The organism is Microbacterium pseudoresistens (assembly GCF_013409745.1).
GTDB classification, from domain to species: domain Bacteria; phylum Actinomycetota; class Actinomycetes; order Actinomycetales; family Microbacteriaceae; genus Microbacterium; species Microbacterium pseudoresistens.
Window position 1 is genome coordinate 1,060,593 of the sequence record NZ_JACCBH010000001.1, and the last position, 25,647, is coordinate 1,086,239.

The window sequence follows — 25,647 nt, forward strand, 5'->3', positions numbered from 1 at the left end:
CGATGACTCTGACCGCGCTGTGGATGCTGCTGGCCGCCGTCGGCGCAGCGATCGTCGCCGTGCTCGTCGGCCTGCTGCTCGGGCGACGCCGCGGCAGGGCGGATGCCGCGGTCGACGGTGCGCGCGTCGCCAGGGCCGAGCGCGTGCGCGCCCTCCCCGCCTTCGCCCGCGCGGTGCGTCGCCGCCAGGTCGCGCTGGCCGGCATCGTGGCGCTCGGCGTGCTCGGCGTCGTGCTCGGCGGGGTGATCGCCGCCCGGCCCATCGCCGCCGAGACCATCCAGCCCGAGAACGTCAACCGCGACATCATGCTGTGCCTCGACGTCTCGGGCTCGATGACCGACGTCGACCAGGAGATCGTGACGATCTTCGACGAGCTCGCCACCGGGTTCAAGGGCGAGCGGATCGGGCTGACCATCTTCAACAGCTCGCCGGTGCAGGTCTTCCCGCTCACCGACGACTACGACTTCGTGCGCGAGCACCTGCAGAGCATGGCCGAGAGCTTCGACTACTCCCAGGCCGTGCCCGAGCACTGGGTCGGCACGCTCAACGGCCCCGGCGCCTCGCTCATCGGCGACGGCCTCACCGCCTGCGCGCTGCGCTTCGACCACGACGACGAGGATCGGGGGCGGGCGATCATCCTCGCCACCGACAACGAGTTGAACGGATCGTCCATCCTCTCCCTCGAGCAGGCGGCGGCATACGCGGCGGGCAAGGGCATCCGGCTGTACACGATCAACCCGGTCGACGGGGTGAACGCCGCCCTCAGCGACGAGCTCACCAAGGCCGCCGTGCGCACCGGAGGCAAGGGCTTCAGCCTGCGCGCGACGACCACCGTGGGCGACATCGTCGACGAGGTGCAGTCGCTGGAGGCCACGGCGCTGCGCGGCGAGGCGCAGGTCGTGTGGAACGACGTGCCCCAGCCCTGGATCGGCGCGCTGCTCGTCGTGGCGCTCGGGTTCATCCTGCTGCTGTGGAGGGTGCGCCTGTGATCTTCCAACCCGTGCTGCATCCGATGCTCGTGCTGGTGCTCGTCGTGCCGGCGCTCGCCGCCGCCGGATGGATGCTCGTGCGCGCCTGGCGCGGCCGCATCCGTCCGGGAGGAGAACGCAGCCTCGGGAGGACGGATGCCGCGCCAGACTCCTCCCAAACGCGCGTTCTCCGCCCGAACGAGGGGCGTGCAGCGGATGCGCGGGGCGCGGGGCCTGCGATGTGGGCGCTGCGGGTCGTGCTCGTGCTCGCCTGCGGCCTGTTGCTGCTGCGCCCCGGCCTGCCCGGCGGGGAGATGCGGGCGTTGGCGACCGACACCGACGTCGTCGTCGTGATCGACACGACCGCGAGCATGGTCGCCGAGGACTGGGCCGGCGAGCCGCGCATGGACGGCGTGCGCGACGACGTGCGCACGATCATCGAGACCTACCCCGGCGCGCGCTTCGCCCTCATCACCTTCGCCGCCTCGGCCGAGCTGCGCCTGCCCCTGACGACCGATGCGAGCGCCCTCGTCTCGGCCGTCGACGTGCTCATCCCCGAGGTCACGCGCCAGTCGCGGGGCAGCTCGATCGGCGTGGCCGCGCCGCTGCTGGCCGAGATTCTCGGGCGTGCGGCGGCATCCTCGCCCGAACGCGCCCGGATGGTGTTCTACCTCGGCGACGGCGAGCAGACCGTCTCGAGCAGCCCGGAGTCGTTCGCGGCGGCGTCCACGACCGTCGACGGCGGCGGCGTGCTCGGCTACGGCACGGCCCAGGGCGGTCCGATGCGCGAGACGACCGGCGACCCCGACGACCGCGGCGACTACATCGAGTACCAGGGCGAACGGGCGCTGTCGGTCATCGACGAGGATGCGCTGCGCGCCATCGCCGACCAGCTCGGCGTGGACTACACGCACCGCACCGCCGACGACACGGTCGCGCTCCCCGAGGCGCCCGCGACCACGACCGCCTACCGGGAGGACGGCACGACGCGGCACGTGAACGACCTGTCGTGGATCCTCGCCCTCGTGATCGTCATCCTGCTGTGCCTCGAGATCGCCCGAGCGAGCATGCTCATCGCCCGGATGCGCGGCCTCGCCGTGCGCGCGCCGCTCCCGTCTGGCGCGGCCTCACCACCGGCCTGGTCCTCCACCTCGCCCCCGGCCTCACCCCCCGGCGTGTCCGCGAAACGACGACTCCCTTCCGAGACGACGGAGGATTCGCACGGTCTCGGGACGCGGTCGTCGTCTCGCGGGGAAGGGGGGACGCCGTGAGCACCGACGCACGCACGGCCGCCGAGGCGCTCATCGCCGCGAACCGCACGCGGCGGCGCATCCGGCTCTGGATCGGGATCGCGCTGGCGCCGTTCCTCCTCGCCGCACTGCTGCTGAGCGGCAAGCTGCTGAGCATGTACGCCTTCGCGTACCAGTCGATCTCGTCGTACGTGGCGGGCGATCATTCCGGATCGATCCGCGCGGCCGAGGGCCTGCAGCCTTTCAACTGGTTCGAGCCGTACAAGGCCCCCTACGACCTCGGCGTGGGGCTGGCGGCGTCGGGCCGGCTCGACGAGGCCGAAGCCCGATTCGAGGATGCGCTCGCGCTCGCGCACGGCACCGAGGTGTGCGCCGTGCGCATCAACCTCGCGCTCGTGCTGGAGTGGCAGGGCGATGCCGCCGTGCAGGATGGCGATCCCGTGCGCGCGCAGGAGCTGTACGGCCGCGCGCTGGTGATCACCGCCGAGACGCCCGATGAGTGCCGCGATGACCAGGCGCAGGAGGACTCGCCGGATCCGAACCGCGACATGAGCGACACGCTCGACGAGCAGCAGCAGCGCCTGCAGGAGAAGCAGCAGCAGAGCAGTCAGGACCCCTCGCAACCGGATCCCGATGAGGAGGAGCCGCAGGATCAGCCGGATCAGTCCGACCTCGACGATCTCGAAGACCGCCTCAGGCAGGGCGAGCAGGAGCGTCAGCAGAACGAGCGCGACCAGAACGACGACGGCAGCGGGGGAACGGATCGGCCATGGTAGACCGCGGATCCCGCTACGTCGCCGGCACCGAAGGCGCTCCCCCGCTGCCCCCGCCCGGCGGCTATCGCGGCGCACGCCGGGTCGCGCCGACGACGCCGCCGGTCGCGCCCCCGGCATCCGGCGCTCCGACAGCTCCTGCGCCCCCGCCGTCTGCCCCGCCCGCCGCCTGGCCTCTTGCGGATCACCACGCCCCCGAAGCCGCCGCGCCGCGGGAGCGCTCGGCGCACACCGGGGCAATGGGATGGATCGCGATCGGCGCAGCGACCGTGTTCGCCCTCATCCTGCTCGTGACCCTCGCCAGCGGGGCGGTCGGCGCGCTGTACGGCACGACGCTGCTCGTGCTGCAGCTGCTCGTGCTCGTCGCCGTCGTGGCCGCCCTGTGCACGGCACGAGGGCGACTGCTCGGGGCGGCCGCGCTCGCCGTCGCGCTCGTGTTCAACGTCGCCACGCTCGGCGGGGTGGGCGCCGTGGGCGCGGAAGCGCTGGGCGCCTATGACGGTCAGAAGAGCGACGAGCAGAAGTTCTGGGAGGCCTACCCCGGCATCAAGGACGACGATCCGGGTCAGGCGCTGTACCAGCCGTCGCTGGAGGATGTGCGCGCCGAGGCCGAGGCGACGCTCGCCGCCGTGCGCCAACGGCTCACCGCCGAGTACGGCATCCAGTGGGTGGCGGTGGGCGACGAGGTGCTGCGCCCCGAGCGCAACGGCTACGGCGGGGAGTCGATGCTGCAGCAGTACACGTCGGCGTCGTGGGCCTCGACCGAGCCGATCACCGGGTACACGCGCAAGCTCGCGGTGATGCACACGATCGAAGACGTGCTCTGGGAGCGCGGCTGGGAAGGCATGTGGGCGTTCAACGACCCGCGCTCGGGGATCGATCCGTCGATCATCCAGAAGATGTACGGCGGCGACCGGCCCGAGAACCAGGTGAACTGGGAGTGGTACGCCGAGCTGTGGCCCGATCCGGGCCTGTTCTACGCCGACATCGTCGACCTCGCCAACGACGGCACCGGCCAGTACCGCGCCTCGCGCGAGGCGACGAGCGCTCGCACGGGCGAGCCTCTGGAGGGGCTGCAGCTCGTCGTGATCGCCGGTGAACTGCTCAGCGCCGACGACGCCGCAGCCTATGAAGACGCGCTGAAGCGCTATCCTTGATCCCATCCCTCGAATATTTGTTTGACCTCAGTATAAGTAGGCTTGTTGTTCGTTCGTTCTTTTGTACTAGACTGGGGGCATGGAAGCGCTCGAGAGCATCGAACAGGATCCGCGGGTGGTGGTGCTGGACGAATGGGTCGCGGTGCGGCGGCGGATCGCGATGCTGGAGGCTCCTGACCCTCGACCCGGCACCCGTCCACGGCGAGCCGGTGGAGGGGATCCGGGCGCGCATCCAGGTCACGATCGCCGCGACCACGCTGGCGGGGCTGGACGATGAACCGGCCGAGCTCGACGGGCACGGGCCACTGGATCCCGATATCGCCCGACGCCTCGCGGGGCGTGAGACCGGATGGACGAGGATGTTCCTCACCAGCACCGGCACGATCCACCGCACCGACACGTACTCGCCGACGGTGGGTATGCGACGGTTCCTGCAGGCACGAGACCGGCACTGCCGGTTCCCGGGTTGCCGCATCCCCGCGGTGCGCTGCGAGATCGACCACAACCAGGATCACGCGCGCGGCGGCCCGACCAGCACCGACAATCTCAGTCACTTCTGTCACGGGCACCACGTCCTCAAACACCCCGATATCCCCGACATCGCACGGTGGACCGCCCGTCCCCGATCCGACGGGAGCATCGCCTGGACCAGCCCCCACGGACGCGTCTACACCGACCCCGCGCCGCCACGCGTCATGTTCACATGACGCCCATGCGCCGGTCTAGAGTGAGCCCGTGACCACCTCCGTCGCCGAGATGCGCTCTGGCCGCGCGCAGCGCTCCTCCAGCACGCTCATCTGGGGCTCCGCGCGACTGTTCGCCGCCGTCCTCATCCTCGCCGCGATCGTCACTCAGCTGTCGTTGTCGATCCGCAATGCGCTCGCCGCGACGACCCCGCACGCGAGCCACCTCCCGACCGTGCTGGCGAACTTCTTCAGCTACTTCACGATCCTCTCTAACGTGTTCGCCATCGTGGCACTCGCCATCGGCGGCATCTGGATGCTCGCCCGCGCCCGCGACGCACGGCCCGAACCGCGGTGGCTGGGTGTGCTCATGGCGTGCGTGGCCACCTACATGATCACGACCGGCATCGTCTACAACCTGCTGCTGCGCGGCATCTCGCAGGTGGGCATCTCGGCCCCGTGGGTCAATGAGGTGCTGCACGTCGTGGGGCCGCTCATCCTGCTGCTCGACGTGCTGTTCGCCCCGGCGCGGCGGCGCCTCGGCTGGCCGACCGTGCTCACCATCGCCGCCGTCCCGATCGTCTGGGCCGTCTACACGCTCCTGCGCGCGAACCTCATCGTCTCCCCCGTGACCGGGACGCCGTGGTGGTACCCGTACCCCTTCCTCGACCCGCATCAGGTGCCCGGCGGCTACCTCGGCGTGGCCGGCTACATCGCGGGAATCGCCGCGGCAATCCTCGCGATCGGCGCCGGCGTCGTCGCCCTCTCCCGTCGCGCGCGCCGTTGATCCTGGACCCACCGGTCGCGGTGGTGACCACCCCGGTCGTTGAGCGAGGCCGCGCGCAGCGCGACCGAGACGAAACGCGGTGACCTCCGCCATATCGATCATGGACGCCGGTTCAAGCGTTTCATCACTTCGCTTCGCTTGCTCAGTACATCGCTCCGCCCCTCGCCGCCTCCGCAGGGCGACCGGGAGAGACACCGGCGGATCCAGGTTGAACGGACGGGTCATCGAACAAGGCAGTCGGACGAAACACCCGCATCCCGCGATCTAGGATCGGTGCCATGCGCGTCCTGCGAACCTCCGTCGGCACTCTGGTGCTCGTGATCGCCCTCACCGGCTGCAGCGCTCCCGCGCCAGCGCCCTCACCCTCGCCGGATGCCGTGGAGATCGCATCCGACGTCCTCGCCGAGTACACCGCGACCTGGACCGCGGTCTCGGGAGATGCCGGCGAAGCGCCGGAGCGCTTCTCCGAGATCGCCACGGGAGAGGCGCTCGACGAACTCCTCGTGGCCTCGGGACCTGGCGCGACCTGCGGATCGCGTGGAAGGGCGAGCTCGTAGAGGAGGTCGAGACCGCGGCATTCGACGACGGGACGATTGCTATGACCTACTGCTCGGACTCCATGTCGTTCTGACCGTACGGGCTGCATGGGAGCGAGGTCGGCTTCGACGCCGGCCGTCATCGCTTCGATGCGACGCTCATCCACGACGGATCGGCCTGGCTGATGGCGGAGAAGACCCCGGCTGGCGACTGCTGATCCCCATCCTCACCCTCTGCCTCCCGACGCCAACGCTCGACCGTCGGAGGAGTTCACGGCTCACCGCGCAGAGCATCGTCCGGTGCCGCGAGTGGTCAGTCCTGCCGCGGAGATCACCGATCCAGAGCAGATCGCCTTTCCCATCGGTCAGGCCGGAGCAGACCCGTCGTTTCCTCGACCGTCTCACTCCCCCGTGCGCGCGGCGCTCCCGTAACCGACCGCGTCGAAGCTTCCGGCGCCCGGCCCGTCGAAGTATGCCGCGATGCTCTCGACAGTCCACTCGCCGCGAGCCATCGCTCCGATGCGCGGATGGGATATCACGCCGACCTCGTCATGACTGCGGCGAACGATCTGACCCCGAAGTCGCGCAGAGCGATCGCTGACGAGATAGCAGACCGCCTCGGCAATGTCCTCGGGTCGAGCATGCCCATCATAGGGCGGGAGCTTCATCGGGGTGATGGCGAGGGGGGAGATCGCATTGACGCGGATCGGTCCGTCCCACAGCTCGAGTGCCCAGCCGTATGTCAGCGACGCCACCGCGCCCTTGGTCGCGCCGTAGACCGACAGTCCGCTGCTGCCCAGATGAGTTCCCGACGTCACGTTCACGATGCTGCCGCCCTGAGGCTGGCGGAGCATCTCACGGATTGCCGCGTGCCCGCAGTGGATGGTGGCGGCTATGTTGACCGACAGCATCCGATCGACCCAGTCGTCAGAGATCTCCCACGACGGGCCCTGCCAGAGAACGCCCGCGTTGTTGACCAGTCCATCGATCGACCCGAACTCTCCCACGCACTGCTGGACGAGCGATGCCGCTCCCGCGGGTTCGGCCACGGATGCCGTGTGCACGGAAACCGCCGGGCCGAGCGCCGCGATCTCCTTCGCTACTTCTGCAGCGGCGTCCGCATCGATGTCGTTGACCACGACAGACGCTCCGCGTTTCGCGAGAGCGAGCGCGTATGCGCGGCCGAGTCCGCGACCGGCTCCTGTCACGACGACCGCTTTCCGGTCCAACGTGATCCGTTCCGGTTCCTGCGTGCTCATCGGCCGACCTCCAGGGCGAAGACATTGTTGATGTGAGCGATCATCTGGTAGTAGCCAGCCACGACGACGAGGGCGAAAAGCCCCTGCTGGTCATGACGATCGAGGATCGCGTTGTAGACGGGCTCAGGCACGACCCGCGAACCGATCATCGCCACCACGAAGTCATAGACTTCGCGGTCGGCGACATCCTCGAAGACGGGTGCCGTCCGCAGCGTCTCGATCGTCACACGGGGCACGCCGGCCGCCGCGGCCAGACCTGCGTGCGCCGCCCATTCGACGTCGCTCGACATGAGGTGCGCGACCGTGAGTATCGCAACCTCCTTGAGCCGGTCGTCGATGCCGGATTCGAAGCGAGCGGCTCTGCCGAGTCGCTCGAGAGGACCCCCGACACCGGGATGCAGCAGCATCGCGCGATACGGCCCGGAGAGCACGCCTTCGGCATCCGCGACCGAGAAGAACGATGCCTCGCTCTGCCGCGGACCGCCGACGATGAGATCGTAGAGCTCCCTCTGCGATGCGCTGAGCACTTCGGGCCCGAAGCGCGGCAGTCTCATGTCAGTCATTGTTCGGAACCTCCGCCGCCTCGCGGACGGCGTTGATCCCTGCGAGCCTTCCGAAGACGAGTCCCCGCAGGACCGAGGTGGCACCGGGGTACTTGCCGTAGTAGATGCCTGTGCACTCGCCTGCCGCGTAGAGTCCCCGCATCGGTGCGCCCTGCCCGTCGACGACGCGCGCATGCGCATCCGTGGCGACGCCTCCGTAGGTGAAGACGATGTCGACGATGAGCGGCACCCCGATGAACGGGGCCTCGACGATGGGACGCGCCCAGTTGGACTTCGGCGGGTCGAGACGCTCGGTCGCGCAGCCGTCGAGCCCCGTCGGATCATACGACCCACCATCGGCGGGTGCGGCGTTGTTGAACTTCGCGATCGTTGCACGAAGCGCGTCCCGGTCGAGGCCCAGCGCGTCGGCGAGCTCCTCGATCGAAGCGGCCGTGACGGGCTTGCGGTCGGTCAACATGCCCCGCTCGATCCCGGGTACGCGATCGAACTCGGCGTCGCTGATGAGGAACGCACGCTGATTCGATCGTTCGAGGATCGCACGGCTGAGATCCTCGTAGTTCTCATCGGCTGTGCTCGCCCCCTCGTCGAAGAAGCGCTCGGCGTTCTCGTCCACGACGATCCCGTAGCCGAAGGTCATGACGGAGGCCTCGGACTGATCGCTGCGGCTGTCGACGGGTTCCCCGTGGAAGTTGGACCACTCGCCGCCGCGCGCCGCGCCCAGCTCGATGAGGCTCTCGACGACGTCGCCCGTGTTCAGGGCTCCGCCGGGAGCGATGGGATGCATGTCGCGCGCGTGCGGGCCGATGTGCTCGGCGAGCATCTCGGGGCTCCCCTCGAACCCGCCTGACGCGACGACGACGACGTCCGCGCTCAGCGGGACGGCGCCCGACTCGAACGTCAGCTCGTAGGCGTCCCCCACGGCACGAACGCCCGTGACCCGGTGCGAGTATCGGATCTCGACTCCGAGCTCCCGCGCGGCGGCGGTCAGCTGGCGCACGATCGACTCCCCGCCGCCGACGGGCATCATTCGAGGCCGGGAAGCCGTGACGAAGTAGGTCGGCCGCCGGTGGAACCGCACGCCGTGCCCCTGAACCCAGTCCATCGTCTCCGGCAACTCCTCCAGGAGGGCGTCGACGTAGTCGGCGTCAGTGCGTCCGTCCGAGAACGCGATCATGTCCTCGGCGAAGTTCTCGGCCGGCTCGTAGACGTCCTGCAGCCGCAGATAGGCATCCGTCCAGCGTGTGTTGCCCCCCGCCTCATTGTCGGGGGCGCGATCCAGCAGCACGACGGTGGTACCCGACCCGTTCGCGGCCGCGGTCTCCGCGGCTGCGACTGCGGCGGACAGTCCCGCTGCACCCGCGCCGACGACGGCGACGACCCGGGCGCTCACTGCGTCACCCCCGCTCCCGAACGCACGAGGTGTCGGCAGATGAGCTCGGACACCTCATCGGGGCGATCCAGGCTCGGTGCGTGACGAGCCGGCAGCGTGCCGACCGTGACGAGTCTGCTGATGCCCTCGAAGTTCTTCTCCCAGCCGGGCTCCAGGAGAGGGTCGTCGTCGCACCCGATGACCATCGTGGGCACGCGCACCTGCGCGAGGGCGGCCGGCCATGCGGCGGGTGCCGGGGCGGGCGGGCGCTGCAGTCCCGCGGGTGGCTTGATCGAGCCGACCATCATCGACTCGACGTGCCCCGGCGCGGCGACGTTGCGCATGCGGGCCTCGACGAACTCGTCGCGCCCGGGGAACTCACCGGCCATGTGCTCGAGCATCCGCTCGATGTCCGCTGCGGTTCCCTCGAAGCGCCCGAGCTCGGCGGCCCCGAACTCCGATCGCCACGGCCCGCCTGAGCCTGAGATCGACAGGACGCTGGCGAGCGGGATCGGGGCGCCGGACGAGACCGATGCGCGTAGCAGCAAGGAGCCCCCGAGCGATGTGCCCGCTCCGTGCACCGATGTGCCATTGGGAAGGACAGCACGCACGAACGAGCCGAGGTGCTGGGCGCGATAGGCGTACATGGGCCGATCGAAGTGCACCGTCTTGCTCGTTCCACCGAATCCGAGCATGTCGGGTGCGAGGACGTGGTAGTCCTCCGCGAGTCGCTCGATGACACTGCTCCACAGCGTCTCGGCGTCGGCTCCGTACCAGCCGTCATGGACGAGGAGGACCGTGCCTCCCGCCGGATTTCCGGCCTCGACGTAGGTGGTCGTCACTCCGTCGTGCGTGATCTCGCGACGCGTGTAAGTGGCGCTGGACATTCATCGCTCCTTGTTTCAGTGGGTGGTAACGGCTCAGCAGTGCGGGCGGAGCTCAGTCGTCCTGCCACGGCACGGCGATCTTGGCGAGTGCCGTGATCGCCGAGGAGCCGAGCCATCCGACGAGGCCGACGATCGCGAGGCCCACGAACATCAGCGGAACGTTCAGGATCTGCCAGGAGTGCCAGATCAGGTAGCCGACGCCGTCATCACCGCCGACGAACTCGGTCGACACGACGATAATGAGCGCCTGTCCGAACCCCAGCTTGAGGCCGCCGATGACGGACGGGATCGCTGCGGGAAGGGTGATGCGGAACAGGCGCACGATGCGCGGCACCTGGAAGGCCGTCCCGACCTCGCGGTAGATCGCGGGACTGTATGTGACGCCCGAGACCGTGTTGATCGACACCATGAAGAAGACGCCGAGCACGACCAGGGCGAGCATGCTCGTGTTGCCGATGCCGAAGAACATGATCATCAGCGGATACAGGGCGAGCTTGGGCAGCGGATAGATGCTGTTGATGAGAGGGCTCAGGGAGTAGCGCACCCATGGGATCAGTCCCATGAGCAGCCCCACTGCGAGTCCCGCGACCGAGCCCAGGAAGAAGCCGAGGAAGAGACGAGTGCCGGACTGAGCCATGTCTTCCAGCAGCGCCGCTCTCAGGACGGGGTCGACGAACTGGTTCACGGCATCCACGAAGACCGTCGTCGGGGCGGGGAAGAAGCGCTCGTCGAGAACCCCCGAGCGGGAGAGGATCTCCCAGACCCCGAGCAGGAAGAGCGGGGTCAACGTCCCCCAAAGGATCTTCTTGGTGCGTTCACGCTTGCGGCGTCGGCGCAGGCGCTCCGCCATGCGGGCGGACGGCGCGAGGTCGGGGAGAGCGACGTCGCTCTCTTGAGTGAGCAGTGCCACGGAAAGTCCTTCCTGATTCAATCGAGCACTATGGTCGCGGTGGACAGGCTCGAGCCGACGGAACCGGCCACCGCCTGCCACAGCTCGACGACGAGCTCGCCGAACGCCTCGTCACGGCGCAACTCAGTGACATCCGTCGTGGTCTTGGGCGGGGTCTCTCGGACCATCGCGATGCGACCGGGGCGTGCTGAGAGGACGATGACGCGGTCGGCGAGGGTGACCGCCTCCTCGATGTCGTGGGTGATGTAGACCACGGTCGAACGCGTCTCCGACCAGATCCGCAGCAGCTCCTGCTGCATGACGACCCGCGTCTGGGCGTCTAGCGCCGAAAGGGGCTCGTCCATCAGCAGGAGATGCGGCCTGGTCGCGAGTGCACGGGCGATCGAGACGCGCTGGCGCATCCCGCCCGACAGCTCGTGCGGATACGCGTTCTCGAAGCCCTGCAGCCCGACGAGCTCGAGCACCTCATCGGCTCTGCGGCTCTTCTCGGCCGAAGAGATGGCGAGCTTTGAGAGCCCCACCGCGGTGATGTTCTTCTTCACCGTGAGCCATGGAAGCGTCGACTCCATCTGAAAGACGGTCGCGCTCGGCAGTCTTCCGAGTTCTCCGTCGGAGTCCCCGGCGACGATGTCGACCGAGCCGTCGTAGACGGTGTCGAGACCCGCGAGGAGACGCAGGAGCGAGCTCTTGCCGCAGCCACTAGGACCGATAACGGCGATGACCTCGCCTTCTCGCACCTCGATGTCGATGCCGCGGAGAGCCTCGACCTCCTTCCCCTTACGGCTGAGGAAGGTCTTGTTGACGTCGCGGATGGTCACCGCGACGTCAGCCCCCGCCGGGGCGGCCGCCGAAGCGGCCCCCCGAGTCGGGGCCGAATCAGCTGCCAGCGACATATTCTCCGAGCTCCTTGATCGCAGCATCCCGGAACTGCGTGTCGATGAGATCCGCGACGTCGACGTCGACCGCGAGGTCTCCCGTCATCTGATAGAAGTCGCTGCAGTGCTGGATCCAGTCACTGTCGACGACCTGGTCGGGGTCGAGACCGGCCGGGCTGGCCTTCATGAGGTCTTCGATGGGGGTTCCGGTGCGCTCCGCGACGACCTCCATGACAGCGCGCTTCTCCTCCTCCGTTCCATAGAAGACCGCATCGTTGTACTCGCGCACGGCCTTCATGTACGCGTTCATGAAGGCCTGAGCGGTCTCAGCGTCTTCGATGAACGCCGGTCCGTATACGAGCGCAGCCGTGCTGACGCCACGGGGCAGGCCGTCAGTGAGGTCCGAGACCTCGACAGCGATGTCGTTCGTGATCGCCTGCGTCAGGTACGGCTCCTGCATGACGGCCGCTTCGATCGAGCCTCCCTGCAGGGCGGCGGTCTGGTCGGGCGATAGGACCGGCGTGATCTGGAAGTCGTCGAGCGAGAAGCCATGGTTCTCGAGGAACGCGGCCAAGTAGACGATCTGGATCGACAGGGAGCTGTGGATCGCGAGCCTCTTGCCCTTCAGGCTCTCCAGCGTCGCCGTGATGTCTCCCTTGTCGTACTCGGGAAGCACCGCCAGCCGCGTCGCGGAGATCGCGGGCGTGTCGCCATCAGCGGGAGCCATGTAGTTCTTGTCGCCGACGATCTTGATGCCGAGATCCTGCTCGACCGACATGAAGGTTCCGGGCGTCATCGTGGCGCCGGCGACTTCGAGCTGTCCCGTCGCGAGGGCGTTCGTGATGGCGGACGCGTCCGCCAGTCGCTCGAACTTCACCTCGATGCCCGCGTCTGCGAAGTACCCGCGCTCATCGGCGAGGAACAGACCCGCATCGGCGGCCACCTGCTGGCTTCCGATTCGCACGAGCGTTAGCTCGTCGCTGCCCGGATCCGCCGGGGTTGTGGATGCGCTGCTGCACGCGCTCACCGGGAGCACGAGGCTCAGAACGGCGGCGGCGATGAGCGCCACCCTCTTCCGTCTACTGATCATGGACCAGATCCTTTCGAACTCATCTGCACTTCATCGGACTGACGAGACGTCCCGGCCATTCGGTCACGAGACGCGAGCGGAGACATCATCATGCCCGCTGTGACTCCCACATTAGTCTATTGCCCTACAAACGGTCAATGGGTTAGTAACTGTGCGGGTTAGTAGCTGCGCGCGAGAAACGCACCGTAGGCGCCGCCCGAGTACACCAGCGCCGTCTCGTCACCGTGATACCGCGAGCGGACGATCGCTCCCGTCACGAGATCGTGGTCCCCGCAGCGCAGCGTCGCGTCGAGTTCGCACTGCAGCACGGCGACTGTCCCCGAGCCCAGGGTGGGGATGCTCGTGATCGGGTCCGAGACGATGAGGTGGGCGATGCGAGCGAGGTCGTCGCCTCCCCGCGCAAAGGCGCGCGCGACGTCGACCCGGTCAGCCGCCAGATAGTTGACGGAGAAGACGCGCGTGGCCTCCAGCGAGCCGAGGAACGACGTCTTGACGTCCACGGAAAAGGTCGCCATCGCCGGATCCGCGGACAGCGACGTCGCCGAGGTGCATGTGATGCCGACGACGGTTCCCGTCTCGGTGCGCGTCAACACGACCGCGACGGGGCCGGGCACCTGACGGTAGGCCGACCGGAACGATTGCGGAGCGATCGTCCTCAGGGGAGCGAGGGTGTTCATGCATTGTCCTTCCTGACAATCAGTGCAGCTCCGTCGGCCCACACGGCGTCCACGACGCCCCGAGCCGCGAGCCGCTCGCACTGCGATTGATCGATGATGAGCGCTGTCGCCGCCCACTCCGCCGCCGTGGCCGTGGCCGCGAGCACCGTGATCGTCTGTGCGTCGACGGCGGCCGGAGCTCCCGTGCGCGGGTCGATGATGTGGTGCGCGACATCCGACGCCCGCTTGGTGACGCCGCTCGTAGCGACGCCCCCCACGGAGAGCATCACGACCCGGTCGCCGGGGACCTGGACGGCCCATCCCTCACCGACGGGACCTCCCCCGCGGGCGGCGACGTCGCCGCCGAGGCTCACGACGGCGTCGCCGCCCAGCCTCCGCACCGCTTCGTCAGCCCACACACCCTTCGCGATCGCGCCGAAGTCGACGTTTACTCCGGCTGCCAGTCGTGCTCGACCGCGACCCAGCTCGAGCACCTCGAAGAGCGGCCGCACGGGCGACGGCTCCTCCCCGGCGCCCACCCACGCCGCGGGCCACGGCCGCCGGTATCCGACGTCGATGAGCGCCTGCGTCGTAGCGATGTTGACCAGCCCGAGGCTGTCGGCCTCCACGCGCAGGGCGTGGGCGAGCATCTGTGACATCTCGTGCGAGATGGTCACCCATTCGCCGCCGGAAGAGTTCAGAGCGCTCAGCTCGCTGTCTTCGCGGAACCTCGAGAACCGCGCGTCGAGCGAGCGCAGCCACTCCTCGATCCGCTCGTACTCCGCCGCTCCCGCACCCATCGCGGCGTACTCGACGTCCGTGTTGAACACGCGGACCCGATGCACCTCGAGCGTGGAAGCGATCATGTCATCGGCTCCTACGCACGCGGGTTGAAGGGATCCTTGATTCCCTGCCCCGCATCGATCCAGATGCTCTTCTCCTCGGAGAACTCCCGCATCGCGTCGATGCCGTTCTCACGACCAAGACCGCTCTGCTTGTAACCTCCGAACGGCGTCGCATAGGACGTCTTGCGGTAGTTGTTGACCCACACGGTGCCAGCCCTGAGCAGACCCGCCACGCGGTGCGCGCGGGGGACGGAGCCCGTCCAGACACCGGCAGCGAGGCCGAACTCCGTGTCGTTGGCAATGCGGACGGCCTCTTCTTCATCGTCGAAGCGGATGATCGCCGCGATCGGGCCGAAGACCTCCTCGCGCGCGATGCGCATGTCGTTGGTGACATCGGCGAAGACCGTCGGCCGGACGAAGAGCCCCTCCTTGAGTCCCGGAACCTCCGCGACGACCCCTCCGGAGACCAGCCGCGCTCCTTCTCCGGTCGCGATCCCGATGTACTCGAGGACCTTGTCGTACTGCGCGCGGCTCGCGACGGCGCCCATCTGACTCTCGTCCTCACGCGGGTCGCCGACCACGATCGCGTCAGCGCGCCGCGCAATCCGCTCCACGACCTCATCGTAGACAGTACTCTGGACGAGGATGCGCGAGCCCGCCATGCAGGTCTGCCCGCTCGCACCGAAGATGCCCGCGACGGCCCCCGTGACGGCGGCCTCGATGTCGGCGTCGTCGAAGATGATGTTGGGCGACTTGCCGCCGAGCTCGAGCGACACCCGGGCGAGGCGGGACGCCGCGCTGGCGGCGATGGCCTTCCCCGTCGGCGTCGATCCCGTGAACGCGACCTTGTCGACCTCGGGGTGCTCGACGAGAGCGCGGCCCGCTGCGCCTTGCCCTGTCACGACGTTGAAGACGCCGTCGGGGAAACCGACTTCGGACGCGATCTGCGCCAGGCGCACGGTCGAAAGCGGAGTGACCTCCGACGGCTTCGCGACGACGGTGTTGCCGGCGGCGAGAGCCGGTCCGAGCTTCCACACGAGCAGCAGAAGGGGGGAGTTCCACGGCGTCACGGCGCCGACGACTCCGATCGGTTCGCGCACCGTGTAGTTGACCATGCCGCGCAGGTGAGTCGCATTCGTCGCGCCGAGGGGGAGCTGCGCCAGGCCGGCATAGTAGTTGAAGTACTCGCGCATGAGCTTGGTCTGCCCGAACATCTCGCGCATGAGCTTGCCGTTCTCCCGCACCTGCAGGTCGGACAGCTCCTCGGCGTTGTCGGCGATGGCGCTTCCGAAGTCGATCAGCAGCTGGGCGCGATCGGCGGGGCGCAACATGCTCCACTCTTCCGATTCGAAAGCGCGCCGCGCACTCCTGACCGCGAGATCGACCTCTGCGGCTGTCGCATCGAGCGCGCGATTCCACACGCGTCCGGTCGCAGGGTCGCGCACGTCGAAGTACTGTGCGCCGTCGGGGCGCACGAGTCGCCCATCGACGTAGATGCCGTCCAGTGCGGTGGTCTCGGCTGTCGAGCGGTCGTCCCGGGTGATCGTCTGCCTCATTGCATCCTCAAGTCTGCTGATCTTGGCCGCGGATACGGTCGGATGCAAGACTAACCTATTGCCCTACAATTCGTCAATCGACCTCATTGGGGAAACTGGTGGTACATTTCAGCGTGTGAGCGACTCTTCCGTGCTGTACCCCGTGCGCCGTGTCGCCTCGCCCGTCCGAGAGCAGACGGCCGAGGCAATCCGGATCCAGATCATGTCCGGCGGGTTGCGTGAGGGACAACGGCTGGTCGAACGCGAACTGTGCGAGCAGCTCGACGTCTCCCGCAACACCCTCCGGGAGGCGTACCGTCAGCTCGAGGCGGAGGGCTTCATCGACATCCGCCCTCACAAGGGCCCCACTGTCGCCCGCATCACCCCGAGCGACGCGACGTCGCTGTACGAGATGCGCGAGGCACTCGAGGGAATGGCCATCAAGGTCTTCACCCTGCGTGCGAGCGACGCCGATCTCGCCGAGCTGGTCGAGTCCTTCGAACAGCTGCGCACAGCCCACACGCAGTCCGACACGAATGCCGTCCTGCAGAGCAAAGAGGCCTTCTACGACGTGCTGTATCGCGGCGCGGCGAACAAGGTTCTCGAAAGCCACGCCCGGGTGCTGCGCGGACGCCTCGCCCAGCTGCGCGTACGGTCGCTGTCACGGGGATCGCGTCGCGAACAGATGCTCCTGGAGATCGACGCGGTGCTCGAGCACATCAAGAAGCGCGACGCCGAAAGAGCCCAGAGTGCATGGTGCGAGCACATTCGCTTGGCTGCTCGCGCCGCAGAGGAATCGCTCGCGGCGGCAGCATCCGAGGCGGAGGATCGCACCCCGGATCCCGGCGAGGATCACCACCAGCCGACGAACTCGTCCCCCAGCGCCCGGTAACGACGCTCGAACCCCAGCGAGAGCTCGACCATGTGCTCACGCATGCGATCCTCCGCGAGATCGGGGTCGCCCTCCATCACAGCCTCGGCGACCTCACGATGCTCGCGCAGAACGAGCTCCCGGCGCGCCGCCGGTTGCTCGACCGGAACGACACGGCCGGTGTAGACCTCTTTGAGCGACCGACCGAAGAGGTCGAGCACCGCGTTGCCGGAGATTCCGGCAATCACACCGTGGAACCGCTGCGTCGCCTCGAGATAACCGTGATCGTCCTCAGGATAGTCCTCCAGCGTCGCCGCGAGTGCGCGCAGGCCATCGGCATCGCGCCGTCGCGCTGCGAGCGCAGCCATCATCGGCTCGAGGAGCACGCGGGCTTCGAGCACCTCCCAGAACCGGGTCTGGCGCATCTGGAGGAACCAGGTGAGGGATCGCGCGAATGTCACAGGATCCACTTCTCCCACCTGCGGGCCGCCGTTGCGACCAGGCTTGAGCACCACGAGCCCGTGCGTCTCGAGGATCCGCAGCGCCTCGCGGACCGTCGCACGCGACACGCCGAAGTGATCGGCCATCTCCGCCTCAGGCGCGAGGGGTTCACCGGGAAGCCTGCCCCGTGCGACGATCTCGTCGACAACAGATCGGGCGACCGTCTCGGCGAGCTTCACGACACGGGGACGGCTCGGCGACGAACCGGTGAGTGCGCGTGACACGTGCGTCCTCCTCCCGGCCGCGAGCGGCGCGTCGTCAGTTCCCGGCGGGTTGACTGTATCGGATTGTGGAGCCGCCATCGATGACGACATGCTCCCCTGTGATGTGACGGCTGAGGTCGGAGGCGAGGAACACGACGAGGTTCGCGACATCCACCGGCTCGGCGAGTCTCCCGATCGGGATCTCGCGTCGGTAAAGTTCGCCCAGCTCCCCTTCCGCCAGATGCAGGCGTCTCGGCGTCCGGGTCGATCCAGGACGCACCGAGTTGACGCGCACGCCGTGCGGGGCGGCCTCTATCGCCAGCGACCTCACCAGCGAGTCGAGCCCCGCCTTGGCCACTCCGTACGGGATGCGCAGAGGCGAGGACTGCTGCGCGTTGATCGACGAGATCACGACGACGCTGCCCGAACCGCGTTCCATCATTGCGGGCAGGAAGGCCTGTGCGACGAGGAACTGCTGGCGCAGGTTGAGGCCGATGATCTCGTCCCACAGCTCGACATCGGTCTCGCCTACGCCGCGGGCGGGGCCGCCGATCCCGACGACGTTGACGAGCACGTCCGGGAGCCCGAAGGAGCCGACGACCGCCGCCATGAGCTCCTGCACGCCCGCCGCATCGCGCACATCGCACTCGAAGCCGGCATGCCCCTCCCCGTCGAGCGCCGCGACGGCGTCGTCGGCACGACCGGGGTCGATGTCGACGACGCCGATGCGCGCACCGAGCGCTGCGAAGGTGCGCGCCGTCTCGAGTCCGATGCCGGGCCCGGAGCCGATCACGAGCACGCGGCGGCCGGCCAGACCGGGAGCGAACGCCTGAGGGGTCGTCATCCGTCGGAGTCCAGGATCCCCGCCTTGGCGAAGTTGGTCAACTCGATCTCTTCTATCACGATCGTGACGCTCGCCGGCGTGCATCCGAACGAAGAGACGACGGCGTCCGTCACGGAACGCGCGAGGTCCGCCTTCTGCTCATGGGTGCGTCCTGCCTTTGCCTGGACGATGATGCGAGGCATGGGTGATTCCTTTCTTCGGATACCGCTTCGTCGCGCCTCGGACTGAGGGCACGTATGTCAGGAGACGGCGCTGGCCAGGACGGGTGCGATCGGCGCCGTGTCGTTGGCGATCCGCCATGACGTGTCGTCGTCGCCCCAGTTCACTCCGAGGTGCTGCACACGCGGCATGACCTCGCGCGCGAAGAGCATGATCGAGTCCCGCACCTCGTTGCTCGTCATCTCCCCCGCCTGGTTCATGAGGACGATGTTGCCCACCCCCGTCTTGGCGTAGAGTCTCTCGATCTGCGCCACGACCTGGTCCGGTGTGCCGACCAGGGCGATGCCCGCCTCGATGAGCTCCTCGAACGACTTGCGACGCACTGCGCCCATGGTGCCCCGCATCGCTGCCACCGCATCCGATGCGGACGAGTATCCGGGAGGGATCGCCGCACCCAGCCGCATGCGACCGGCCCGTAGATAGAACATGAGCTTCTCGCCGATCTCACGCGCCTTCTCCTCGGTCTCCGCGACGTGGCAGAGCGCGAGATAAGCGAACTTGTCGGGTCCGGGCTCGCCGAGCCCGGCGTCCGCAGCCGTGCGTCGATAGAGCCGGAATGTGTTGGCGGCATCGTCGTAGGCGCCCAGCAGGTTGCAGAGCGTGTGCTCCTGCTCCGCCGTCCATCTCACGAGCCGCTCAGCGGTACCGCTCACCCACACCGGGGGAACCGGTTGCTGGAACGGACGCGGCCAGATGCTCACGTATCGGTAGTGGTAGAACTCGCCCTCCCACGAGAAGATGTCGCGCTGGCGCCACGCCTCCTGGATGAGGTCGTGGGCCTCGAAGAACATGTCGAGGTTGCGCGCCGGGTTCGCGTTGGACGGATAGGTCTCGCCCTGGACCCCGCGGACGAAGCCGCAGTTGACTCGGCCTCCGCTGATGTTGTCGAGGAAAGCCATCTCCTCCGCGATGCGCACGGGACTCGGGTGGTGGGGCACGGGCGTGCCGAGCACGAGCACACGACCGTTGCGCGTGCGCTGGATGACGGTTGCAGCGCTCAGCGACGCCGATACGTGCAGAGTCGCGGCGGACTGGTGGTGCTCGTTGACCATGACGTTGAACCCCAACTCGTCGGCGAGCTCGTACTCGTCGAAGTAGCGCTGGTAGAGATCGTGCGCCTTGAGCGGGTCGAAGTACTTGTTGGGCATGAAGTACTTCAGGCCGCCGTGCTGTTCCTCGACCTCCGGCGGAACGTACGGGTAGGGCATCTCTGTGAAGTGGAAGAACTGCATGTCGTCATCCCTTGAGTTGTGCGTGGAAGGAGCGGACAGCCGCGGCGAAGGCATCGGGCTGTTCGAGGTACGGGTAGTGGCCTGCGTCGGGGATTTCGACGTACGTCGCCCGCGGAAGGCGTTCGGCGAGTTCGCGGCTGTGCCCCTCGGCGACCATGCGGTCGTGGGATCCGGCGATCACGAGGGTCGGAACATCGATCACGTCGAGCCAGCGTCCGAGCTGCGGGCTATGGAGGAAGGGCTTCCAGATGTAGCGCGTCAGCGTCGCGCGCTCGGCGAAAGCGGTCTCGTGCTCGGCATCGTCCGGGGTCGGCGGATAACCGGGCATGCGCAGGCCGTGAGCACGCGACGGGTCGGCCCATCCGAGCTCGAGCTGCTCATCGGCGTCGAGCAGCACGATGTCAGCGAACTCGCGCTCCATGGGGCCGCGCAGCTTCACGCCGTACGGCCCGACCAGGACGAGGCTCTCGAGGCGCTCGGGGCACAGGAGCGCCAGTTCCAGGGCCACCCAGCCTCCGAAACCCGCCCCACCGACGCGGACGGCCTCGCCGCGAGGGATTTCCCTGCGCACATGCAGCGCGAGGTCGGCGGCGGTGTCCCACCTCTCCCACGCTCGATCGAGGTCGTCGAAGTGGCCCTCCATACCGGGGTAGCCGGGAACGGTGATCTCGTGCGTCTGCGCGAGCGGTCCCAGCATGTCGGCGTCCCGGATCACGACATCGGCATCGTGCAGGAACAGAAAAGGCGTCTTCGCTTCGACCATGCCATCACATCCTCTTAATACTGTATTGATTAGGGTAGTTATCTTACGCGGCCCGCGCAAGTACCCGGTGGTTCGACAGAGTCGATGCTCCGGCGAGCGCTCCTCGCGGTCGCGATGGCCAAAGCCCGCGCACGGACCGCCGCGCTCCGGCGCTGCACGCCTGCGCTCAATGACCAGGCAGCCCCGGCTCTAGACTGGAGGGCATGTCCAAGGTCCTCCAGTCCCTCCCCGTCGGCGAGAAGGTCGGCATCGCGTTCTCCGGGGGCCTCGACACCTCCGTGGCCGTCGCGTGGATGCGCGACAAGGGCGCCGTGCCGTACACCTACACGGGCGATCTCGGCCAGTACGACGAGGACGACATCGACTCGATCCCCGGTCGTGCGCTGGAGTACGGCGCCGAGGCCTCACGGCTGATCGACTGCAAGACGGCGCTCGTCGAAGAGGGCTTCGTCGCCCTCTCCTGCGGCGCGTTCCACATCCGCTCCGGCGGCAAGACGTACTTCAACACCACGCCCATCGGCCGCGCCGTGACCGGCACGCTGCTCGTACGCGCCATGCGCGAGGACGGCGTGGACATCTGGGGCGACGGCTCCACCTACAAGGGCAACGACATCGAGCGGTTCTACCGCTACGGCCTGCTCGCCAACCCGCGCCTGCGTATCTACAAGCCCTGGCTCGACGCCGACTTCGTCACCGAGCTGGGCGGGCGTCAGGAGATGAGCGAGTGGCTCGTCGCGCACGGGTTTCCGTACCGCGACTCGGCCGAGAAGGCGTACTCGACGGATGCGAACATCTGGGGCGCCACGCACGAGGCGAAGACCCTGGAGCACCTCGACGTGTCGCTGGAGACCGTCGACCCGATCATGGGCGTGAAGTACTGGGACGACACGGTCGCCATCGCGACCGAGGACGTCACCGTCACGTTCGAGGGCGGGCGCCCCGTCGCCCTCAACGGCACGGAGTACGCCGACCCGGTGGCGCTCGTCGACGAGGCCAACGCGATCGGCGGGCGTCACGGCCTGGGCATGAGCGACCAGATCGAGAACCGCATCATCGAGGCGAAGTCGCGCGGCATCTACGAGGCCCCCGGCATGGCACTGCTGTTCATCGCATATGAGCGCCTCGTCAACGGCATCCTCAACGAAGACACCCTCGCCACCTACCACGAGCAGGGACGGCGCCTGGGCCGCCTCATGTACGAGGGCCGCTGGCTGGAGCCGCAGTCGCTCATGCTGCGCGAGTCGATCCAGCGCTGGGTCGGATCCACGATCTCGGGCACGGTCACGCTGCGTCTGCGCCGCGGCGACGACTGGACGATCCTCGACACGACCAGCCCGAACCTCTCCTACGGCCCCGAGAAGCTGTCGATGGAGCGCGTCGGCGATGCGGCCTTCGGCCCGGTCGACCGCATTGGTCAGCTCACGATGCGCAACCTCGACATCGCAGACTCGCGGGCCCGCCTGGAGCAGTACGCCGGCCTCGGCCTGGTCGGCGGCGCCACGGGCGAGCTCGTGGGCCGCGTGACCGCGGGCGAGGCCGGCGAGATCACCGGTGCCGTGGAGGGCTCGCTCGCCGAGACGGATGAGGCGTTCGCCGACGCGGTCGACTCGGCATCCGAGGGCGCCGCCTTCGACTCCGGCACCGACTGATCGCCTGACCGGGGTCTCGCAGAATACAACTTGCACAGGCGTGTGTAAGTTAAATACACTCTCTGGGTGACCACGACAGCCGAACCCCGCCGGCAGCGCCGAGACGCGGCCGAGAACCGCGCCGGCATCCTCGCCGCCGCTCGCCGCGCCCTCGCCGCCGACCCGCACGCCTCGATCGACGAGATCGCACGCGCGGCGGGCCTCAGCCGCCGCGCGCTGTACGGGCACTTCGACGATCGCGGCGCGCTCGTGCGCGAGCTGGTGCGCTCGGGCGCGCAACGGTTCAACGCCGTCGCCGCGCGGATCGACGAGACCGATGCCCGACTCGCCCTCGCCCGCCTGGCCGCCGAGCTGTGGCGCGAAGCCGCGCACGTGCGCCTCGCCGCCGCTCTCGCGCTCGACGAGGCGCACCTCGAAGAGACCGCCGCCGCTCTCGCCCCGCTGCGCCGCACCGTCGCCGCGATCGTGCGGTCGGGGCAGGAGGCCGAGACCCTGCGTGCCGACATCACCGCGCCCGCGCTCGCCCGTCTCATCGAAGAGACCGCCCGGATGGTCGTGACGCGCGCAGACCCGTCGTCGGCCGTGGGCGGCATCGCGGTGCGCGCCGTGCTGAGCATGGCCGGGTTGTCTTGGCAGGATGTGGATGCGCTGATGCGCGCGCATCCGGCTCTGCTGTCCACGAGCGCGTCGGAGCGCGAGGAGCCTCGGTCATGAGAGTCGTCGTCGATGCCGTCTCGAAGGGCCGCCGCGGTGAGGCGCTCGGCCAGACCAGCCTGACCTTCGAATCGGGCCACGCCCGCTTCGTGCGCACCGAGACCGAGCAGCGCCCCGCCGTGCTCGGCCTCATCGCCAGCGGACGGATGCGCCCCGACACGGGCACCGTGACGATCGACGGCGACGCGTCGCCGAAGGAGCTGCGCCGGCGCGTCGCGCTCGTCGACGCGCCCGATGTGAACGACCCGCCGCCGAACGTGACGGTGACCGGTGTCGTCGGTGAAGAACTGATGTTCGCGGGGCTCCCGGCCACCCCTGTGCACGCCCGCCGCTGGCTGAAGCAGACCGGCTTTCCGGATGTCGCCGCGCAGCCGATCAGCACGGTCGACCCGCACGTGCGCGTGCGCATCCTGTGCGAGCTCGCGGCGCTCCGGGAAGGGGTGGAGGGCATCGTGCTCGTCTCGCCCGACCGCCACGGCGGCGGCCCCGAGGGCTGGTGGCGGATCGCCGCCGAGCTCGCCGAACGCGGTCTCGCACTGCTCGTGATCATCGGCTCGGCCGCCGCCGAGGTCATCGCCCGGATGCCCGAGACCGCTGCCGACCACCTCGCCGAGGCGACCGCCGACGACCCTGATCCCGCCGCCGACACCGAAGAGCCCGAGACCGAAGGAGAGATCCGATGAAGGTCCCCTCGATGATGGCCGCCGAGTTCCGGCGGCTCACGGCGAGCCCGATGGCGCTCATCGCGCTCATCGCGCTCATGTGCGTGCCGATCCTGTACGGCGGGCTGTACCTGTGGGCCAACCAGGATCCCTACGACAAGCTCTCCGACGTGCCGGTCGCCCTCGTCGTCGACGACGAGGGTGTCCGCACGCCCGCCGGCGAAGGCGCGACGGCCACGACGAACTACGGCGAGAAGGTCGCCGAGAACCTCCTCGACGGCAAGGCGTTCGCCTGGCAGCGGATGTCGGCGGATGCGGCCCAGACGGCGCTGAAGCGCGGCGAGGTCGACTTCACCGTCACCATCCCGTCGGACTTCTCCGCGGCGCTGAACTCCGCCTCCGGCACCGATCCCCACCAGGCGCGCATCGCCCTGGAGACCAACGACGCGAACAACTACCTCGCCTCGACCATCGGCACCCAGGCGGTGGAGAAGATCCGCCGCTCGGTGGCCGAGATGGTCGGCACCGAGGCGGCCGAGAAACTGCTCACCGGGCTCAGCGATGTGCGCGACAAGCTCGGCGAGGCCACCGACGGCGCCTCGCAGCTGTTCGACGGCGCGGGCACGGCGTCGGCGGGCAGTGCGCAGCTGGCCGAGGGCACCGCGCAGCTGGCCGACGGCACCGCCCAGTTGGCCAGCGGTGCCCAGCAGCTCGCCGACGGCGCGGGGCAGATCAGCGCAGGCAACCAGCAGCTGGCCGGCTATGCCGACGATGCCGCCTCCCTCTCGCAGCTCGCCGTGGATGCGCTGCCCCAGGCGCGCGCCGACCTCGCCCAGCTGCTGGCCGAGCAGGGCCTGTCGCAGCAGACGATCGACGCGATCCTCGCCCGCCTCGACCCCGTCGCCGACCGTCTGCACGACGTCAACGGATCGGTGCAGAACGCGGTGGGCAAGATCGATCAGCTCGCCGGCGGCAGCGCGACTCTCGCCTCCAGCGCGCAGCAGCTCGCCGACGGTGCGGGCGCCGCGGCGAACGGTGCCGCCTCGGCCCGCGACGGGGCCGCCTCGCTGCGCGATGGGCTCGGCACGCTGGGCACCGGCATCGGCCAGCTGCGTGACGGGCTCGCGGCCGGCGTCGAGCAGATCCCCGCATCCACGCCCGAGCTGCGCCAGGCGCAGGCGGGAACCATCGCCGATCCCGTCCAGGTCTCCTCCGACAAGGTCGCCGCGGCGGCCGACTACGGTCAGGGCCTTGCGCCGTTCTTCGCGGCGCTGGCGGGCTGGATCGGCATCTACGCGCTGTTCCTCATCGTCAAGCCGATCTCGCGCCGCGCCGTGACCGCACTGCACTCCCCGCTGCGCATCACGCTCGCCGGGTGGCTGACCCCCGCCGTGCTGGGAGCGGTGCAGATGGTGACCCTGCTCGGCGTGCTCGCGATCGCGCTGGGCTTCACGTTCGACAATCCGTGGGGCACGCTCGGCGTGATGGTGTTCGCCTCGATCACGTACGCGGCGATCATCCTCGCCCTCAACGTGTGGCTCGGATCCGTGGGGCAGTTCCTCGGGCTCGTGCTCATGGTGCTGCAGCTCGTCACCGCCGGGGGCACGTTCCCGTGGCAGACGCTGCCCGGGCCCCTGGTGGCGCTGCACCACGTGCTGCCGATGAGCTACGTCGTCGACGCGATGCGCCAGCTGATGTACGGCGGCGATGCGTCACGCGCGATCACCGACCTCATCGTGCTCACGCTGTGGCTGGTGGGTGCCCTGGCGATCGCGGCGATCGGCGTCACGCGGATGACGCACCGCCGCACCCTGCGCGACCTCCAGCCGAGCCTCATCGGGTAGCG

27 protein-coding genes are annotated in these 25,647 nt (G+C 68.7%); 12 read left to right on the forward strand and 15 right to left on the reverse strand.

The genetic code is table 11. The features are described from left to right. Nucleotides 1-2 precede the first annotated feature (2 nt). From BKA02_RS05170 to BKA02_RS05200, 7 genes are all read left to right on the forward strand, one after another. Nucleotides 3-989, forward strand: coding sequence for a VWA domain-containing protein (locus BKA02_RS05170; RefSeq protein WP_246285976.1), 987 nt, complete (start codon nucleotides 3-5; stop codon nucleotides 987-989). After that, nucleotides 986-2,239, forward strand: coding sequence for a VWA domain-containing protein (locus BKA02_RS05175; RefSeq protein WP_179431911.1), 1,254 nt, complete (start codon nucleotides 986-988; stop codon nucleotides 2,237-2,239). Before BKA02_RS05170 ends, BKA02_RS05175 begins: the two co-directional genes overlap by 4 nt. Beyond that, on the forward strand, nucleotides 2,236-2,994 hold the full coding sequence (locus tag BKA02_RS05180) for a tetratricopeptide repeat protein (protein ID WP_179431913.1): 759 nt from the start codon (nucleotides 2,236-2,238) through the stop codon (nucleotides 2,992-2,994). The genes BKA02_RS05175 and BKA02_RS05180 overlap by 4 nt, the downstream gene beginning before the upstream one ends. Beyond that, nucleotides 2,988-4,148 (forward strand): hypothetical protein, encoded by a 1,161-nt coding sequence (locus tag BKA02_RS05185; RefSeq protein WP_179431915.1) that lies wholly within the window; start codon nucleotides 2,988-2,990, stop codon nucleotides 4,146-4,148. Before BKA02_RS05180 ends, BKA02_RS05185 begins: the two co-directional genes overlap by 7 nt. A gap of 209 nt (nucleotides 4,149-4,357) precedes the next feature. Next, nucleotides 4,358-4,855, forward strand: coding sequence for an HNH endonuclease signature motif containing protein (locus BKA02_RS05190; protein WP_179431917.1), 498 nt, complete (start codon nucleotides 4,358-4,360; stop codon nucleotides 4,853-4,855). Nucleotides 4,856-4,883: 28 nt separating this feature from the next. Beyond that, nucleotides 4,884-5,618 (forward strand): Pr6Pr family membrane protein, encoded by a 735-nt coding sequence (locus tag BKA02_RS05195; RefSeq protein WP_343045353.1) that lies wholly within the window; start codon nucleotides 4,884-4,886, stop codon nucleotides 5,616-5,618. Between the two features lie 278 nt (nucleotides 5,619-5,896). Further along, complete coding sequence (locus BKA02_RS05200) at nucleotides 5,897-6,175, forward strand: hypothetical protein (protein WP_179431919.1); 279 nt, start codon at nucleotides 5,897-5,899, stop codon at nucleotides 6,173-6,175. Nucleotides 6,176-6,555: 380 nt separating this feature from the next. Here the strand turns inward: BKA02_RS05200 and BKA02_RS05205 are convergent, their stop codons facing one another. From BKA02_RS05205 to BKA02_RS05250, 10 genes are all read right to left on the reverse strand, one after another. Next, nucleotides 6,556-7,413: an SDR family NAD(P)-dependent oxidoreductase gene (locus BKA02_RS05205; protein WP_179431921.1), complete on the reverse strand. Its 858-nt coding sequence runs from the start codon at nucleotides 7,411-7,413 to the stop codon at nucleotides 6,556-6,558. Next, nucleotides 7,410-7,967: a carboxymuconolactone decarboxylase family protein gene (locus BKA02_RS05210; protein WP_179431923.1), complete on the reverse strand. Its 558-nt coding sequence runs from the start codon at nucleotides 7,965-7,967 to the stop codon at nucleotides 7,410-7,412. The genes BKA02_RS05205 and BKA02_RS05210 overlap by 4 nt, the downstream gene beginning before the upstream one ends. 1 nt (nucleotide 7,968) lies before the next feature. After that, nucleotides 7,969-9,366 (reverse strand): FAD-binding protein, encoded by a 1,398-nt coding sequence (locus tag BKA02_RS05215; protein WP_179431925.1) that lies wholly within the window; start codon nucleotides 9,364-9,366, stop codon nucleotides 7,969-7,971. Beyond that, nucleotides 9,363-10,232: an alpha/beta fold hydrolase gene (locus BKA02_RS05220; protein WP_179431927.1), complete on the reverse strand. Its 870-nt coding sequence runs from the start codon at nucleotides 10,230-10,232 to the stop codon at nucleotides 9,363-9,365. The genes BKA02_RS05215 and BKA02_RS05220 overlap by 4 nt, the downstream gene beginning before the upstream one ends. Before the next feature lie 52 nt (nucleotides 10,233-10,284). Next, nucleotides 10,285-11,142, reverse strand: coding sequence for an ABC transporter permease subunit (locus BKA02_RS05225; protein WP_179431929.1), 858 nt, complete (start codon nucleotides 11,140-11,142; stop codon nucleotides 10,285-10,287). A gap of 17 nt (nucleotides 11,143-11,159) precedes the next feature. Beyond that, nucleotides 11,160-11,960 carry an ATP-binding cassette domain-containing protein gene (locus BKA02_RS05230; protein ID WP_179431931.1) on the reverse strand — a complete coding sequence of 267 codons (801 nt, stop codon included), beginning with the start codon at nucleotides 11,958-11,960 and terminating at the stop codon, nucleotides 11,160-11,162. Nucleotides 11,961-12,018: 58 nt separating this feature from the next. Beyond that, complete coding sequence (locus BKA02_RS05235) at nucleotides 12,019-13,107, reverse strand: ABC transporter substrate-binding protein (protein ID WP_179431933.1); 1,089 nt, start codon at nucleotides 13,105-13,107, stop codon at nucleotides 12,019-12,021. Nucleotides 13,108-13,265: 158 nt separating this feature from the next. Then, complete coding sequence (locus BKA02_RS05240) at nucleotides 13,266-13,784, reverse strand: flavin reductase family protein (protein ID WP_179431935.1); 519 nt, start codon at nucleotides 13,782-13,784, stop codon at nucleotides 13,266-13,268. Further along, complete coding sequence (locus BKA02_RS05245) at nucleotides 13,781-14,629, reverse strand: FAD:protein FMN transferase (RefSeq protein WP_179431937.1); 849 nt, start codon at nucleotides 14,627-14,629, stop codon at nucleotides 13,781-13,783. Before BKA02_RS05245 ends, BKA02_RS05240 begins: the two co-directional genes overlap by 4 nt. Nucleotides 14,630-14,640: 11 nt before the next feature. Next, nucleotides 14,641-16,164, reverse strand: coding sequence for an aldehyde dehydrogenase (locus BKA02_RS05250; protein ID WP_179431939.1), 1,524 nt, complete (start codon nucleotides 16,162-16,164; stop codon nucleotides 14,641-14,643). A 115-nt stretch (nucleotides 16,165-16,279) separates the two neighbouring features. On the opposite strand from BKA02_RS05250, the gene BKA02_RS14475 reads away from it, so the two are divergent. Continuing rightward, a complete protein-coding gene (locus tag BKA02_RS14475) occupies nucleotides 16,280-17,035 on the forward strand; it encodes a GntR family transcriptional regulator (protein ID WP_343045354.1) in 756 nt (251 codons plus the stop codon). Here BKA02_RS14475 and BKA02_RS05260 read toward each other — a convergent pair. The 5 genes from BKA02_RS05260 to BKA02_RS05280 are packed head-to-tail and all read right to left on the reverse strand — an operon-like array spanning nucleotide 16,996 to nucleotide 20,776. Next, nucleotides 16,996-17,739 carry an FCD domain-containing protein gene (locus tag BKA02_RS05260; protein ID WP_179431943.1) on the reverse strand — a complete coding sequence of 248 codons (744 nt, stop codon included), beginning with the start codon at nucleotides 17,737-17,739 and terminating at the stop codon, nucleotides 16,996-16,998. The genes BKA02_RS14475 and BKA02_RS05260 overlap by 40 nt on opposite strands. A gap of 34 nt (nucleotides 17,740-17,773) precedes the next feature. Then, on the reverse strand, nucleotides 17,774-18,562 hold the full coding sequence (locus tag BKA02_RS05265) for an SDR family NAD(P)-dependent oxidoreductase (protein WP_179431945.1): 789 nt from the start codon (nucleotides 18,560-18,562) through the stop codon (nucleotides 17,774-17,776). Next, nucleotides 18,559-18,744: a tautomerase family protein gene (locus tag BKA02_RS05270; protein WP_179431947.1), complete on the reverse strand. Its 186-nt coding sequence runs from the start codon at nucleotides 18,742-18,744 to the stop codon at nucleotides 18,559-18,561. The genes BKA02_RS05265 and BKA02_RS05270 overlap by 4 nt, the downstream gene beginning before the upstream one ends. Nucleotides 18,745-18,801: 57 nt before the next feature. After that, the gene (locus BKA02_RS05275; RefSeq protein WP_179431949.1) at nucleotides 18,802-20,013 is read right to left on the reverse strand and encodes an LLM class flavin-dependent oxidoreductase; all 1,212 of its coding nucleotides are present in this window, start codon (nucleotides 20,011-20,013) and stop codon (nucleotides 18,802-18,804) included. A 4-nt stretch (nucleotides 20,014-20,017) separates the two neighbouring features. After that, a complete protein-coding gene (locus BKA02_RS05280; RefSeq protein ID WP_179431951.1) occupies nucleotides 20,018-20,776 on the reverse strand; it encodes an alpha/beta fold hydrolase in 759 nt (252 codons plus the stop codon). Between the two features lie 203 nt (nucleotides 20,777-20,979). Here BKA02_RS05280 and argG point away from each other — a divergent pair, with 203 nt between their 5' ends. The 4 genes from argG to BKA02_RS05300 all read left to right on the forward strand — a co-directional run bounded on the left by argG (nucleotide 20,980) and on the right by BKA02_RS05300 (nucleotide 25,645). Continuing rightward, nucleotides 20,980-22,425 (forward strand): argininosuccinate synthase, encoded by a 1,446-nt coding sequence (argG, locus tag BKA02_RS05285; RefSeq protein WP_179431953.1) that lies wholly within the window; start codon nucleotides 20,980-20,982, stop codon nucleotides 22,423-22,425. Nucleotides 22,426-22,491: 66 nt separating this feature from the next. Beyond that, entirely contained in the window at nucleotides 22,492-23,139 is a 648-nt protein-coding gene (locus tag BKA02_RS05290) for a TetR family transcriptional regulator (RefSeq protein ID WP_179431955.1), read from the forward strand. Next, nucleotides 23,136-23,822 carry a hypothetical protein gene (locus tag BKA02_RS05295; RefSeq protein ID WP_179431957.1) on the forward strand — a complete coding sequence of 229 codons (687 nt, stop codon included), beginning with the start codon at nucleotides 23,136-23,138 and terminating at the stop codon, nucleotides 23,820-23,822. Before BKA02_RS05290 ends, BKA02_RS05295 begins: the two co-directional genes overlap by 4 nt. Further along, nucleotides 23,819-25,645: a YhgE/Pip family protein gene (locus tag BKA02_RS05300; protein WP_179431959.1), complete on the forward strand. Its 1,827-nt coding sequence runs from the start codon at nucleotides 23,819-23,821 to the stop codon at nucleotides 25,643-25,645. Before BKA02_RS05295 ends, BKA02_RS05300 begins: the two co-directional genes overlap by 4 nt. Nucleotides 25,646-25,647 lie beyond the last annotated feature (2 nt).